Raw genomic sequence first — 15,003 nt, 5'->3', positions numbered from 1 at the left:
ATCACTACTCGCTGTTATACATCATAATGACTTCGTGGAATGCCAGATCTTCAAGCAGGCCTTTCTCCCGCAGTTCATCAAGATAGGAAACCGGGACATCGGCAGAAGCGAGAGCTGCGACCCCTGGAAAGCCAAACTGTTCGAAGTATCCTCCCTCTTTCATCGCTGCCAGGTAGTCAACTGAAACATCTGCTGAATAAAATGTGATAATTGCTGGAAATGCCAGCTCCTCCAGAAGTCCAGCCTCATTCAGTTGGTCCAGGTAAGAAACCTCGACACCCGAATGATACATGGCAGAAAGGGCCTGTATCGTAAACTGATCACGATACCCGGCCTCCGTAATGGCACTCACATATTCACTCATGCCCATCTCCAGCTCATCCTGGTTCGCATCAATTTCAGCCCGGATCTCCTCTTCAATTTCTGCGGGAATCTCGGGTAGTGACGGCAGTGGAGGAGTTTCCGGTAGTGGCGGTGGCCCTTGAACCTGGGCAGGGGCGTTGCCTAACAACCCCGAAATGACATCAGAAGTGCGATTCATCATGGCAGACACATTCCAATCAAACAACCATAAAACGCCAATAATTACACAAAGTGTTGCCACCAAAAAGTTTTTGGCAAAACGCTTCGTATCCTCCCAAAACTGCGATGACTTTGTTTGTTCGGGCTCCGTCATCAGAAGATCTTCTTCCCTGGGATTCAGCTCCGAATCGGGTACCATCCGTTCCAGGTCGTTCTTTAGTCGCTGGTATGTTTTTCGGGAATCCTCTGTCATCCAATTACATTTTTTTATCTAACGCAGCTTTCACTGGTATAATATACGCAATACCCCAGATAATTAAGTAACATTCGTTCGATCTAAAAATCTGTGGTCTAAAATGTTGAAATGTTGAAATGTTGAGTAGTTGAGCCGTTGAATTGTTGATCAAAAGGTCAAAGGTCTAAAAGTCCAGGGTCAGAAGGTCTTTTTGTTGTTGAATTGTTGAGACATTGAAGTCTTGAATCGTTTATATGATGTATACAAAAGTTGTATCCAGGTTCAAATTTAATCCCTCGACATTAATACTTTCGACCGGTTAAACGTCTAAACTGTTCAACGGTTCAATGAAGTTTTAAGGTTAAATATCAGAGGTCTAAGGTCCGAAGGTTCGCTTAAATGCTTTCTTTTTAGCACCTCATAAAAACAACAATATTTCGGTTTTTCATATGCTATAAAAATTTACAGCTTATGCTCCCGAACAATTCAACATTTATAATTTATCATTCAACATTGTCTTCCCTCCGCCCTTATGTAAATTTCGCTGAGAAAAGGGACAATATGGGACTCACTCGGACAGAGGAAGTTCAGTTATGAGGCATCTGCTGTAGATGCATTCTTCAGGAGCTGGTAATAATAAAGTATGTATTTATGATAGGTGTTTACCGCAATCCGTTCGTTGTGCCCGTGGATGCGATGCAGGTCCTCTGGCCCCACAACAAAAGGGCTGAAGCTGTACACCCTGTTCGTTAGCTCTGTATAATGACGTCCATCGGAAGTGCCCACCAACAGGCCTGGCGCCACGATTGCTTCTTCATACACCTGCCTGATCGTTTTATGAAACAGTGTAAAGGGTTCCGCATCTACCGGTGCCATGGGACGTGGATTTGTCTGAATATCGATAGGTTCCACGCTAATGGAGGTGTCACGAACCACTGAACGGACGTGATTATGGACCGTTTCTATGCTGTCTCCGGGTAGAATCCGAAAGTTGACGATCCCGGAAGCAGTAGTCGGCAGCACATTGTCTTTAACGCCGGCTTCCAGCATTGTGGCAGCCGTGGTGGTTCGTAATAACGCCGCCGTGGAGGGTGACTCCAGCAACCGGCTCTTTAACAGTGGATCAAAAGCCCAGCGGTTCGCCATAGCCATCTTCATCATGAACGGCAGCTCGGGACCGATAAAGGAAAACATCTGACCCGCTACTGCATCCATTCTTGCAGGGAATTGGTTGTTTTCCAAGTTGACAATAGCCTGACTTAACTTGCCTACCGCGGTATGGTCGGGGGGAGTTGATGAATGTCCCGAATTGCTGTGGGCTGTAAACTTCAGGCTAAGATACCCTTTCTCCCCTATGCCAATAACGGCTACCGGGCGGTCTACCCCCGCCATCACGCCGTCGGTAACCATCATGCCCTCATCGAGCACAAAATCTGGAGTTACGTCTCGATTACGCAGGATATTCACTATTTGAGCGGCCCCGTCCATCCCTCCGATCTCCTCGTCGTGTCCAAAGGCCAGGTAGATCGTGGATTCCGGTTGAAAACCTTCCTCCAGCAACATTTCAACTGCTTCCAGAATACCGATGACCGCGATCTTGTCGTCCAATGTACCCCGGCCCCAGATATATCCATCGGAGACTGTACCAGAAAACGGAGGATGTGCCCATTCTGTGCTATCGGTTGCAGGTACCACATCATAGTGTCCGGCCAGAACAATCGGCGCAGCAGTTGAATCACGTCCCTGCCAGCGATAAAGCAGTGAATAGCCCGAAACGCGCTGCAAAGAGAGCGTTCTGTTGACCATCGGAAACCGGGTGTTCAGATAATGGATAAAAAGATCAAACGTTTCATATTCGATATTCGAAGTGTCTTGGTAAGAGACGGTTGGGATTTGAATAGCACCGGACAGTTTATCAATCGACCGTTTTCGGTATACTGGATTATCGGTCACCGGCTCCACCTCCTGCTGCAGAGAATAAAAAGTGACCGTGTTAAAGAGCAGCACCCCGATAATTACCACGACTATTACCCCAAACCCGACAAGGTATTTCTTCATCTTGGAATCTGTTTGTATTAATGATTTCGGAAGAAAATAGAAGTATCGAAACAACTTCCTTTTGACAACAGTACCGGTGAAAAAGGAAATAACGCTGCTTTTTCAGCGTATCCGGCATTGATATCAAAAATATAAATCCGATACACCGAAAGATGTTCCCGCCTGATAAAAGGCTTATGCGTGTATGATATATTTCGCTTGTCCGTTGACTGCTGTTGTAACTACATCATAAATTACTCAACAACTTCACAAGTCGATTCCAGGAGTTGTTCCGGGCCTCAATATTAGGCTGTTCCCCGTTGGGATCGTCCCCGCTTCTCATAAATGCATGCCCTGCTCCTTCGTAGATTTCGTATTCGTAGGTATTCCCGGCAATTATCATCATCTCCTCGGTTCGACTAATCGTTGAGTTCACACGCTGGTCATCTCCCCCATAGAAGCCGTAAACAGGTACTTCTATCCGGTTAATCGCTTCTTGATCTTCAGGGGCAGTCCCGTAAAAAACAAAGGCAGCTTCGATGGTATCACCTGCATTGGTAGCAAATCGGAATGACTGTGACCCGCCCCAACAGAATCCCGCCACGGCAACTTTGCCATTACCTCCGTCCATATTTTGTGCATAGTTGAGGACTGTTTTAAGATCTTGGGTAACACCATCGGGATCCAGCTCATAAATAGCAGAACGTGCTGCGTCGGAGGTTGCGAAATCACTTGTTTTCTCAATCCCGTCCTGTGTGTTTGAAAGTAAATCCGGGGCGACAGCTATATACCCCTTCCCCGCCAGCTGATCAGCAAAACTGCGTGCCCAGTCGTTGAGTCCCCTGTTTTCATGTATCACAATAACGACCGGCACATCTTCATCCACCTGCGGATATACGACAAAGTTGTGCAGCTCCCGCCCCTGCGACTCCAATGTCACCCACTGGTGGTGTCGCGGCGAATTTTCAAGCTGTTTCAGGGCATAATCCTGGGCAAAAGCACTCATTGAAATAAGTACACATATAAAAAAGCTGGTGAAGGTCTTCATAACAGTAACTCCCCATTTTAGTTCGTAAAAAATCAATATGCGAAATTGAGACAAATAATGCTCCGTAGAATGCTTGATATGCTACCTTTATACAGACTGAAATCCCCCGACTACACAAATTCATTATCCTTACTATATAAAAGTGAAAAGCCTTAGTAATTGGGAAATAACCATACTGGAGATATAAAAATTTTCTATGGTTATAAGATTTTATTTTATAACTATAGTACGCATTTAATTAACTCCACGTTTCTAAATATGGATCCAGTTACTCACGGACTTATCGGTGCTACGGCATCGCAGTCGTTTGCGGAAAAAGATATATTGCGTTACGCTGCCCTGCTTGGCGCAGCCGGCGGCATGCTGCCCGACTTGGATATACTCATAAGCAGTCCCGCCGATCCTCTGCTGAACCTGGAATTCCACCGGCAATTCACCCATTCCCTTGTTTTTATTCCCGCCGGGGCCCTCCTCATAGCAGGCCTTTTCTGGTGGTTCGTCCGTAGTGAACTCTATTTCTGGGAATGTTATCTCTTTAGCCTGCTTGGAATCGCCACTGCTGGCATCGCCGATATGTTTACCAGCTACGGTGTGCAGCTGCTGTGGCCTTTTACCACCGAACGGTTTGCCTGGAATTTGATCTCCATATTTGATCCCATTTTTTCACTCGGATTGATCATCACTGTCGGGTTCTCCCTGTATAAGAAGAAAAAGGGTATCGCCTGGCTGGGCCTTATATGGATGACGGTATACCTCCTTTTTGCGGTCACCCAGAAACAGAAAGCTAAAATTGCCGCCCAAGCATTAGCCAAACAGCGTAACCATTTTATTGAACGCCTGATTGTAAAACCGACTATTGGTAATGAACTGATCTGGAGCACCCGTTATGTGAGCGGCCAAATGATTTATGCCGATGGCGTGCGCATTAATCCCCTCTCGGATCCACACGTTTACCCGGGGGAGTCGGCCGAGATAATGGATTGGCAGGAGCAGTACTCCGATTTCGAGGGTACCGTCTTATATCAAGATATTCAACGATTTGATGAGCTCTCGGAAGGCATACTGGTCGCCCACCCGGACCATCCGAATGTTATTGGTGACGGGCGATATGCTATGCTGCCCATATCCATTAAACCACTCTGGGGAATTAAAGTGGATACGACCCAACCCAGGCAACATGTAGAGTTCAATACCTATCGCGATGCCAGCCAGGAGGTGCGTACCAAGTTTAAAAACATGCTGTTGGGCAGGGCTATAGAGTAAAATGCGTTCACTGGGGCAATATCCCGCAGTTGACGTAGAGTATGCTGGTAAAACGGAATTGTTAGAATTTTGTGATACATTTCTCAATGATTATCCTCATAATAATGGGGAACCGTTCATTTCAATCGCTTTCTATGAAATTACTTACTTCTATCCTCTTCATTCTGTTGCTCTGGGTAGATTCAGGACCATCCGTTTACGACATTAAGCTGAAAGACCTAAACAACCGGACAGTTTCCTACAGTGAAGTAAAAGGAGAGCAACTTACAGTCATCGATTTCTGGGCGACCTGGTGCAAGCCGTGCGTCAAATCGATCCCAAAACTGGTTGAAATGCATGATGAGTTCGAATCCCGGGGCGTACAATTCCTGGCAATCAGTTTGGACGGACCCCGCAATCTCAATAAAGTAAAACCTTTTGCCAAATCGCTGGGTATCGACTATCCCATACTGTTGGATACCGATAATAATGTGATGAGCAGGCTCGGTGTTCGGGCGGTCCCTACCCTGCTGGTAGTGAACAACAATGACGAAATTGTTTATTTCCATGAAGGATATTCCCCCGGCGAAGAGCAGTTGATACGCAGGGAAATTCTCAAGCAGCTTAACTCATGAGGAAGAGTCTGCTTGTCACCTGCCTGGGTTTCCTGCTATTTATGATACAGGATCAGGCTATGGCTCAGCTTTATGGTACAAATACCTTCGAATTTCAATATGGCAACCTGCCGTACGAGGAGAACAGGGATCTGACGACCTCCTACGATCAGCTGGACCTCTATTTTGACCAGGGTAATCTCAGCCTTTATGGACGGACCGAGTATTTTTTAACCCCGTTTCGTGAGCGCAATTATTTTTCGCTCACCCAAAAACGTCTCCAGTACGAGGATGAACAGTTCAATATAAGGATCGGTAATTTTTATGAGACGATAGGCCGTGGACTCCTGCTACGCAGCTATGAGATACCCGGATCGGTGTTCGAGGACAGCTTCTATCGAACGCGGTATGCCTTTAACCGGGATATCGAGGGGCTTTCTTTTGGGTTTTCCAATGATTTTGTGGAAGCAACCGTCATTCGGGGCCGTCCGCTTTTTAATCCGCTTCCGCCCAATATTGAACCTGACAGCCTGCGCCGCCCGGAACTTATCGAGGCGGTGGAATCCCATTTTTTCCTAAGCGATGACATCAGTATCGGTGGAGCATTTATGCGGCTCCACGAGGATGGACAAACCGACTATTCGGAATATGGATCACTGATGTTAAACAGTGAGCTGCCTTTGAATTTACAGCTGACCAGTGAATACGCTTTTGCAACCGACACCGATCTTTTTGCCTTCAACCAGAAAGGCTCCTACGGCTTTTATGCCGGCCTCAACTACTTTTATGATACATTCGGGGCCAGCCTGGAATACAAGAATTACAACCGGTTTACGCTTGGTTCCGGATTCAATAACCCACCTTCACTCATAAAAGAGCATACCTACCCTGTGCTGAACCGAAGTACGCATGTGCTCTCAACGGCGGATGAAAGCGGCATTCAGCTCGAGGTATTCTACACGTTTGCTGGTGGACATACGATAACTGCCAACTACACGACGGCCAAAAATGAAGTAGTCAACCGGTTCGATTACAAGGAATATTTTATCGAGGGAAACTATAACGTGAATGATCTGCTGACCCTGAAATCCTTTTTGGATTATGCCAACGATGAGCTGAAAGGTGAGCAAGATCGCGTATCAGCTGGCTTCATACTGGACAAAATCTTCGATTATACCTGGAGCTTAACCCTAGACCTGCAGTTTCAACGATTTGACCGCCCCTTCAATCCCAATACCTCTGAAAATTATTATGCTTCGCTGGCCGTTAACTACATTCCGGATTTGACGGTGAGTGCGGTTTTTGAAGCTAGTACCGATCCCAATTTGACAGACGATCCCCGTACGCTACCCACGGAAACAGCAATACGAACCTGGATGGGTGGAAACGTTCGTTATAAAATTAATTCGGTGCATACGCTGGACATTTTTGCCGGGAAAAGGCGCGGCGGACCTGCTTGTACGTCGGGCATCTGCTATGAAATTTTGGACTTCGAAGGCGTGGAAGTTCGATTCTCAACACGTTTTTAATCTAAATGGGAAACAGCCATGAACCTATTTAAAAGATGTGCTCTTTTATACCTGCTTACCGGTTTGATACTGCTCATGGCCGGATGCAGCAGTAGCCCCTCTAATTCTTCTTCCAACGATCAAAATCCGGGCAATGGCGATGATATGGAGATGAATGATGAGGATAATGAAATGAACGAAGACCGGGAACCTGCACCCGATTTCACATATACCTCGCTGAGCGGGAATGAATATACGCTTTCGGAACTGGAGGGCAAGGTGGTATACCTGTTCTTTTTCGGCGCCAGTTGCCCCCATTGCCGAGACAACGGACCAGCCACCCAAACTACCATCTATGGGCCCTATCAAAGCAATCAAAACTTTGTGGCTCTCGGACTCGACACCTGGAATGAAAGCGCCAGTAATGTAGAAGCTTTTAAAGAGGTAACCGGCATCACCTATCCGCTACTCCTCAATGCCAAGGAAAGCCTTGTTGACTATTATGGAGATGCAAGCAAGTATGACCGCTCCGTGGTGGTCGATGCCAACGGGAACATCGCCTATAAAGGAACCGAATGGGTAAATGAAGATGCCGAGGAAGTTGCTGATGTTATTGGAAGGGAGTTAGGTAATATAACACAATAACCTATATTCGGGTAGGTGAACCGGATGATAGCGATATAACATTCAAGACAAATTAACCAGTTCTAATGAACAGATTATTTCTTTTCTTCCAACCATTTCTTAAAATGGCCTAAATATTTCTGGTTAAGGGCAGGCTTTTAAAAGACTCTCGCGGTAAATTAAACAAGATGATCGGCGGGAGATAAAACATTTTTGTGGTACAAACGCTCTTCTGGTTGACTAAACGGCTAATACTTCAACAATCATTTACAGATGTTAACACACTCGCAAATCACTTCTGTTTTTGCTGCCACTCCTTTACCATCTCTTATTCTTTATCCTGATTCAGATTTTACGGTAGCGGATGCAAATGAGGCTTTTTTGACAAAAACCGGGGCTACAAAGGTTGATCTCCTAGGAGAATCAATATTCGATATTTCTTTGGGGGAGATACCGCTGGCAGTACCTGAATTAAAAGATATACTTAAAAAAGTGCGTATCACGCAAGAAGCGGTAACAATGAAATTACCAAGGGCCGGGAATTCCGGGCGGGATGAAATATGGTATCAACTTACAAGCCTGACGCCGGTTCTCGATAAAAGTGATGCTGTGGATTTAATCATTTTTTCGTTCGGAGAAGTGCAAAACACAGATCTATTGACCGAAGAGAACTCTTCATCTGCAGACCCTGGCAACAACTTCCCTTTTGATTCCTATACAAGTGACAATGAAAAAGACAAAATATTACAGATGTTAATAGAACGGATCAAGGAACAGGAATGTCTTTACAAAATTTCGAACCTGGATGAACAAATACTGACAATACCTGAATTGCTAACAAACGCCGTCAATATCCTGCCGCGAGGGTGGCAATACAACGAAGTTGCAGAGGCAAAAATTGAATACAACGGAGAAATATTCACTACCGCGGGCTATAAGGAAACCTCCTGGAGTATGTCTGCTGAAACGAATATTCGAAGAGATTGTCCCCTGGCTGTAAAAATTTCTTACCTTACCCAGCGTCCCATCCATGATGAAGGGCCCTTTTTAAAAGAAGAACGAAATCTGATCAACTCAGTAATCAATCACCTGTCTCTTAAAATTGATAAAATCCTTACCAAAGAGGAATGGGATGAAAAACAGGAACTGCTTGACAAAGCATACAAACTGGCCCGAATTGGTACCTGGGAGTTTGACATGCAAACACACCATCTCCATTGGTCGCCCGTAACCAAGGAAGTGCACGGTTTTGGTGAGGACTACGAACCCGACGTGGAGAGCACAATAAACCTGTTCAAAAAGGGAATACACAGGGAAATATTTGCGAAGGCGGCTCATGATGCTATTGAACATGCCGAACCGTTCGATGTTGAGCTTAAAATCATAAGCGGTAAAGGTGATGAACGCTGGATACGCGCTACCGGGGAACCGGAATTCGAGGATGGCACCTGCACAAAGTTTTACGGCATTAGTCAAGATGTGAGCGACCGGAGACAGGCGGAGGAGGATCTGTTATTGCGGGAACGCCGATTCCGGTCGCTGGTACAGGATGGGTCCGATCTGATCGCCATCCTCGATTCGGAAGCAAATTACACATACGTAAGCCCGACTTCCGAATCCATTTTAGGGATTCCCGCAGATCAATTTATTGGTACCAACGCATTTGATTATATCCACGATGAAGATAAGCTGCGGCTATCTGGGTTGATCAGCGATCTTTCCACCGGAAAACGTATTTATATTCCACCTTACCGGTTCAGAGATGCCGAGGGCAACTGGCGGTGGATTGAGACTACACTTACAAACATGACAAAAGATCCTGCGGTAGGTGGACTCATTGCCAATTCCCGGGACGTGACAGAACAGATTCATCAGCAGCAACAAAATCTTGAATCACTAAAGGAAAAAGAAACCTTGCTGGCCGAAATCCATCACCGGGTAAAAAATAACCTGGCTGTTGTCTCTGGAATGATGCAGCTGCAAGCGACTGAAGAGGAAAATGACGAGATAAAAGATCGATTAAATGACAGCATCATTCGAATCAAAACGATGGCAAATATTCATGAGCAGTTATACCAGTCAAACAGCTTTTCAAAGCTGGCATTTGCTGAAAACATCCAGGCCCTGATCTTAAACATTAAACAAACGTTCCAGCCACAAACGGATATCAATATCGACTTTAATTGCGAAAATATTGAATTGAATATTAACCAGGCGATCCCGTGCTCATTAATTGTCAATGAAGTCATAACAAATATCTTCAAGCATGCTTTCCTAGGAAGAGAGGAAGGTAACATCGATATAAACTTATCTGAATGTGAAAATCAGCGGTCTCTGCATCTTTCTATCAGTGACGATGGTATTGGCTTTCCTGAAGACCTCGACACTACAAAAAGTAGCTCCCTTGGATTAAACCTGATTAATGTTTTATCAGATCAGTTACACGCCAGCCATCATTATAAATCGACAGACAACAAGACTACTTTTGTAATAGAATTTGAGAAAGACGAGTTGAAAGGGATTGGAAACAGCTTGCTTTAAGCCAACACGATAGGGTTTCAGCATCCACTTTCCCTACAGATGCTGGATTCCTTATCGATAAGAAGCAAAAATCTTAGCGAGGATTTGCAGCTCTGCCCTATTCAATCAGCCACTGCAAGGTATCCACCCCGTCCGGTTTCCAGGCGAGCGGGGGATTTTGTGCATCAGAAAGATATTCCGTTCGATTCTCAAAGCCGGGAATCGTTGTATCGGGATCCGTAATATAAATGCTTTGGAGCTGCTCACCGAATTTTGTAGCAAGCTCTCCCATTTTTTGGTCATCACCCTGCACCCAATAGCAGATGAAATCCTGGTCGAGCTCAAGCCCCCCTTCCTGCAGCAAAAAATCATCCAGCCAGGCCTGGGGCCGCTCAGTCGCCTTATTGTAGGCAAAACGATGTTCCAGCTTGGGACCCGGCTTCTTGTGCTGCGGATTATCAAGCCAAAATGACTCAATGTAGTCGGTAAACTCGCACTTCATATCATCCAACCCAAACGGGGCTACAACCACCGCCACAGAACGACACCCCTGGCCGCCGTACCGAAATATGGCTTCCACGAGATCTTCCATCGATCGGGGCTTTTTGTCCTCAAGGTAGGCCATCGAAAAATGTGCAGTCCGTATCAGGTACTTCGTATCCTGTTTTTCTAGCCCAAGGTTGGTAATTGATTCTTTGACGCCCGGTACTGAATCCTCTGACCCGGCAAAAAGGATGCGATCTGTCTGGAGCCCTTCCAAGTGCTCCAGGTTGTGCACCCACTGGATATCAAAATCTGTAAATGCACCAGTCTTCTTCACTTCGTTAAGGAACGTGGGCAGCAGGTAGGGATCCTTTCGTGATATTTTCCCGTAGTAGGTAGCACCGCTCAATATTGTTGCAAATGCATCCTGGAAGCCCACAAGAGGTATATTTCCCGCATGCAGGCAGAGCACATTTTCTCCCACAGCATTGGTTGCATCTGAGAGTCCAGCCTGGTCTGCCCACTCGCGAATTGCCGTTTCACTGATCGAATCCCTGATGGCCAGGACGGCATGCTTTACATCCTCAAAACTGAAATAGTCCTCTCTTACTGTCTTGTCAAAAGCTACGCTGAGGTACTCATTATCCTTGTTTAGCCATTTCCCAGTGGTTTCCAAAAGAGCATCAATTCGTTTATCCAGATCCATACTGATAATTCTTCAATTTACAAGCATCAAAATTACAGAAAACACTGGGAGGATGTTAAGCACCATTACCGAGAGCCCAACTCCCTCGTAACGGGTAGTTTAATTCTGACATTTGTTAATCTTCATCTATCAAAAAGTTACATCCTCGCAGATCTTTGGGATTCCAACGTCCCAGTACTTTAAACCGGCCGTCCTTGTGACGAACTCCCCTGTCTCCTGTCAATACAAACGAACAGGAATGCACATTCGCAAGATCAGTGATACCGATCAACCCCTCCTGGAATGGCGGCATCTCAGACAGCGGGTTTTCTGGATTCCAGACCGAGACCTCCATCCAGGGCGGCGTTTGGAACCACTGTCCGCCTGTGGCATAGGCCTGGCTGAGCAGTTCACACATGCCATATTCAGAGTGGATGCGATTGGGATGCAGACCAAAGCCCTCCGCCAGTCGCCGGTGCAGCTCCTCCTTTTCCAACTCGCGCCGGTGTGTTTTCATTCCGCCGGTCTCAATAACGATGCTGTTACCCGGCAGTTCGGGTGATTCCATCTCCAACAGATCCAAGAGCCCAAATGCAGCTCCAAATAGAAAAAGCTGTTTCCCCTGGTCAGTTACCTTTTTAATGTCTTCTTTATCCAGGGGTTCATCGAGAGGTAAAAAATGGCTCGAACCGGACGCGTCCTCTTTTATCAGCTCGTGCAGCATCCAGAGTAGTGAGGAGTCCGGATTCTCCGAATAACCCGGTGTATACGCCCAAATAACAGCGTTTCCAAGGTCGTAAAACTGCTCAAAACCTCTTCGCAATGATTCCTGGTACAGCTCTTCATCAGCCACAAGGTGCCGGCTTCGTTCCATCCCGGAAGTACCGCTGCTTTGAAACACGAGATCTGGCTTCTGCCGGGGCTTACAGGTCACAACCGCATCCTTAAATGCCTGGATCGGTAATAGCGGGGGCTTATTATCAGGATCAAACTCGTAGGATAACGCGTCGCAAAATCTCCGGTAAACGGCGTTATTTTCTTTCTGGTAGTGGTATACTTTTTCTAGCTTCTTTGAAAAATCAATCTCCTCATCAAAAATTAGCTGCTTCCAAGCGGTCATTGGTTGTATACATTTATTCAAGAATGTGCGACGCACTTGAGAAGTGCGTCGCACATTCTTTTTTGAATTCACTATTTGTCCAGCGGCAGGATCTCTACCGAACGAAAATGAACCGGGTGGCTTTCGGCCTGGAGCGAAATATATCCATTGTCGATCAGGAGATTTTCTTGTCCTTCTTTGATCAACTTTTGGGCGTTTGGATCCTCTGTGTCATACTGTAGGTCACTGTAGCTCAACACTTCTTCCCCGTTCACAAAATGACGAAAGAGTTCACCCCCCCGGACCTCCGCGACCACTGTGACCCACTGGTCACCATGATATGTGTCAGACTGTGAGTTTACACAATGTTGCGTAATTAGCTCGCCATCCATAACCACGTGCGTTCCCATTGAGCACATATTGGCCGTGGTTCGTTTGTCCGTGCCGTTTCCGCCAAGCAGTTGTACTTCAATGGAGACTGGCGACATCTGGTCTAGGCCCATTGTTTCCGGCGGCTGGCTGTGGAGTTTGAGTCCACTGTTGCGCCAGGCCCATTCGGGAGCACCCGGAACCTGTTCCCCCACAAAACGATACTCCGCTCGAATTTTGTAGTGGGAGTAGGGCGTCTTGTAGTACAAGTGACCAAACGCGCCGTTAAACTGGTCATAGTTCTCATATGAAGCCTTTAACAGCTCATCCTCTACTCGAAACGTGTTCTTGTAGTTGACCCCCAGCTTGTGTCCGGCAAATTTGGGCGTCCACCCCTCCAGGTTTTCGCCGTTGAAGATTGGGATCCACTCGCCAGTTTCAGATTCGCTTGGTGAATCCTGGTAATGGGCTATACCGGTTAGCAGTAGGATAACCCCTAAAACCGTAATGTTAAATAGCTTCATGATTTTTACCCTTTGGATTAAATTAATGATCACGATTGCCGGAGTCTTCTTGACTTTTCAGCTACTCTCAATCCTGCTGAAAGAAGCGATATTTACCTTGGTTATTCCAATCCCACCCGCTTAAATATACGATCTACATTTTTGGTGTGATGGTCCAAGTCGAACGCCTCATCGATCTGTTTTTCGGTGAGATTTTCCGTGATCGTATCGTTCTCTTCTACAAGATCACGGAACATTTTCTTCTCTTCCCACGACTGCATCGCCAGTGGCTGCACCGTATCATACGCTTTCTCGCGTGACATACCCTTGTCGATCAGCAGGTGCAGCAGGCGCTGGGAGAAAGTCAGCCCAAAGGTTTTGTAGATATTTTCCTCCATGTTCTCCTCGTAGACCGTAAGTTTCTCAATAATACCGGAAAATCGATTCAACATGTAATCCAGCAAAATAGTGGCGTCGGGGAAGACAATTCGTTCAACAGAAGAATGCGAGATATCACGCTCATGCCAGAGCGGGATATTCTCGTAGGAAGTCATCATATAACCGCGGAGTACACGCGAGCATCCACTGATATTTTCGGATCCCACGGGATTTCGCTTGTGTGGCATCGACGAGGACCCCTTCTGCCCTTTTCTGAAAAACTCTTCTGCCTCTCGCACTTCGCTTCGCTGCAGGTGGCGCACCTCAACGGCCATCTTTTCCAGCGTAGAGCCGATCAAGGCCAGCGTGGCGATGTAATGCGCATGACGGTCGCGCTGGAGTGTTTGGGTGGAAATAGGCGCCGGTTGCAGGCCCAGTCTCTCGCAAACCAACTCTTCCACTTCCGGCGGAATGTTGGCAAATGTACCGACGGAACCGCTCATTTTTCCAAATTCTACATCTGAAGCCGCTTTTTCAAAACGCTCCAGGTTCCGCTTCATCTCAGCATACCAGAGCGCACACTTCAGTCCGAATGTCGTCGGTTCGGCATGCACGCCATGGGTACGCCCCATCATGACGGTATATTTGTGCTCTTTGGCCTTGGCCGCCAACACATCAATGATATGCTCGATATCCTCTTTCATAATTTCATTCGCCCGTTTCAGGCGCACACCCTGCGCCGTATCGACTACATCGGTGGAGGTCAGCCCATAGTGTACCCACTTCTTTTCATCACCGAGCGACTCAGACACGGATCGGGTAAAGGCAACCACATCGTGACGTGTCTCCTTCTCAATCTCTTTTATGCGGTCCACATCAAAAGTGGCTTTCTCATAGAGCTTTTCAACGTCTTCCTCAGGAATGTGTCCCAACTGGCTCCAGGCCCAGCAGGCGGCCAGTTCTACATCCAGCCATGCCTGGAATTGACTTTCGTCGGTCCATATTTCTGCCATCTCCTTACGCGAATATCGATCAATCATGAAACTGTTTAGTTGGTTTGAATTAGAGCCAAAGATATTGTTTTTAAGACAGGATGTCTTGTCAAATTATACCGAATATCTAAACTTTTTGGACTT

Annotated in this window: 12 protein-coding genes; 5 read left to right on the top strand and 7 right to left on the bottom strand. The window is 46.5% G+C overall.

The features are described 5' to 3' along the window. Positions 1 to 4: 4 nt before the first annotated feature. The 3 genes from NC796_RS03315 to NC796_RS03305 all read right to left on the bottom strand — a co-directional run bounded on the left by NC796_RS03315 (position 5) and on the right by NC796_RS03305 (position 3,842). On the bottom strand, positions 5 to 775 hold the full coding sequence (locus NC796_RS03315; protein WP_310682127.1) for a hypothetical protein: 771 nt from the start codon (positions 773 to 775) through the stop codon (positions 5 to 7). A gap of 573 nt (positions 776 to 1,348) precedes the next feature. Next, positions 1,349 to 2,815, bottom strand: coding sequence for a M20 family peptidase (locus NC796_RS03310; RefSeq protein ID WP_310682126.1), 1,467 nt, complete (start codon positions 2,813 to 2,815; stop codon positions 1,349 to 1,351). A 226-nt stretch (positions 2,816 to 3,041) separates the two neighbouring features. Beyond that, on the bottom strand, positions 3,042 to 3,842 hold the full coding sequence (locus tag NC796_RS03305; RefSeq protein ID WP_310682124.1) for a dienelactone hydrolase family protein: 801 nt from the start codon (positions 3,840 to 3,842) through the stop codon (positions 3,042 to 3,044). Positions 3,843 to 4,100: 258 nt separating this feature from the next. On the opposite strand from NC796_RS03305, the gene NC796_RS03300 reads away from it, so the two are divergent. The 5 genes from NC796_RS03300 to NC796_RS03280 all read left to right on the top strand — a co-directional run bounded on the left by NC796_RS03300 (position 4,101) and on the right by NC796_RS03280 (position 10,371). Further along, a complete protein-coding gene (locus NC796_RS03300; RefSeq protein ID WP_310682122.1) occupies positions 4,101 to 5,105 on the top strand; it encodes a metal-dependent hydrolase in 1,005 nt (334 codons plus the stop codon). A gap of 134 nt (positions 5,106 to 5,239) precedes the next feature. Continuing rightward, a complete protein-coding gene (locus NC796_RS03295) occupies positions 5,240 to 5,719 on the top strand; it encodes a TlpA disulfide reductase family protein (RefSeq protein WP_310682121.1) in 480 nt (159 codons plus the stop codon). Continuing rightward, positions 5,716 to 7,227 carry a DUF6029 family protein gene (locus NC796_RS03290; protein WP_310682119.1) on the top strand — a complete coding sequence of 504 codons (1,512 nt, stop codon included), beginning with the start codon at positions 5,716 to 5,718 and terminating at the stop codon, positions 7,225 to 7,227. The genes NC796_RS03295 and NC796_RS03290 overlap by 4 nt, the downstream gene beginning before the upstream one ends. Before the next feature lie 18 nt (positions 7,228 to 7,245). Next, entirely contained in the window at positions 7,246 to 7,851 is a 606-nt protein-coding gene (locus NC796_RS03285) for a redoxin domain-containing protein (RefSeq protein ID WP_310682117.1), read from the top strand. 252 nt (positions 7,852 to 8,103) lie between these two features. Continuing rightward, a complete protein-coding gene (locus NC796_RS03280; protein ID WP_310682115.1) occupies positions 8,104 to 10,371 on the top strand; it encodes a PAS domain S-box protein in 2,268 nt (755 codons plus the stop codon). 97 nt (positions 10,372 to 10,468) lie between these two features. Here NC796_RS03280 and NC796_RS03275 read toward each other — a convergent pair whose 3' ends face one another. The 4 genes from NC796_RS03275 to purB all read right to left on the bottom strand — a co-directional run bounded on the left by NC796_RS03275 (position 10,469) and on the right by purB (position 14,907). After that, complete coding sequence (locus NC796_RS03275) at positions 10,469 to 11,539, bottom strand: hypothetical protein (protein ID WP_310682114.1); 1,071 nt, start codon at positions 11,537 to 11,539, stop codon at positions 10,469 to 10,471. Positions 11,540 to 11,654: 115 nt separating this feature from the next. Further along, positions 11,655 to 12,638, bottom strand: a complete 984-nt coding sequence (locus tag NC796_RS03270; RefSeq protein ID WP_310682112.1) for a hypothetical protein — start codon at positions 12,636 to 12,638, stop codon at positions 11,655 to 11,657. A gap of 71 nt (positions 12,639 to 12,709) precedes the next feature. Then, positions 12,710 to 13,510, bottom strand: coding sequence for a DUF1080 domain-containing protein (locus tag NC796_RS03265; RefSeq protein WP_310682111.1), 801 nt, complete (start codon positions 13,508 to 13,510; stop codon positions 12,710 to 12,712). Positions 13,511 to 13,611: 101 nt separating this feature from the next. Further along, a complete protein-coding gene (gene purB, locus NC796_RS03260) occupies positions 13,612 to 14,907 on the bottom strand; it encodes an adenylosuccinate lyase (protein ID WP_310682110.1) in 1,296 nt (431 codons plus the stop codon). Positions 14,908 to 15,003: the final 96 nt, after the last annotated feature.

It is taken from the genome of Aliifodinibius sp. S!AR15-10 (assembly GCF_031569985.1).
Lineage (GTDB): Bacteria > Bacteroidota > Rhodothermia > Balneolales > Balneolaceae > JAMQKA01.
The sequence above is the reverse complement of the archived record's forward strand: the minus strand, read 5'-3'. Positions and strand labels throughout refer to the sequence as shown.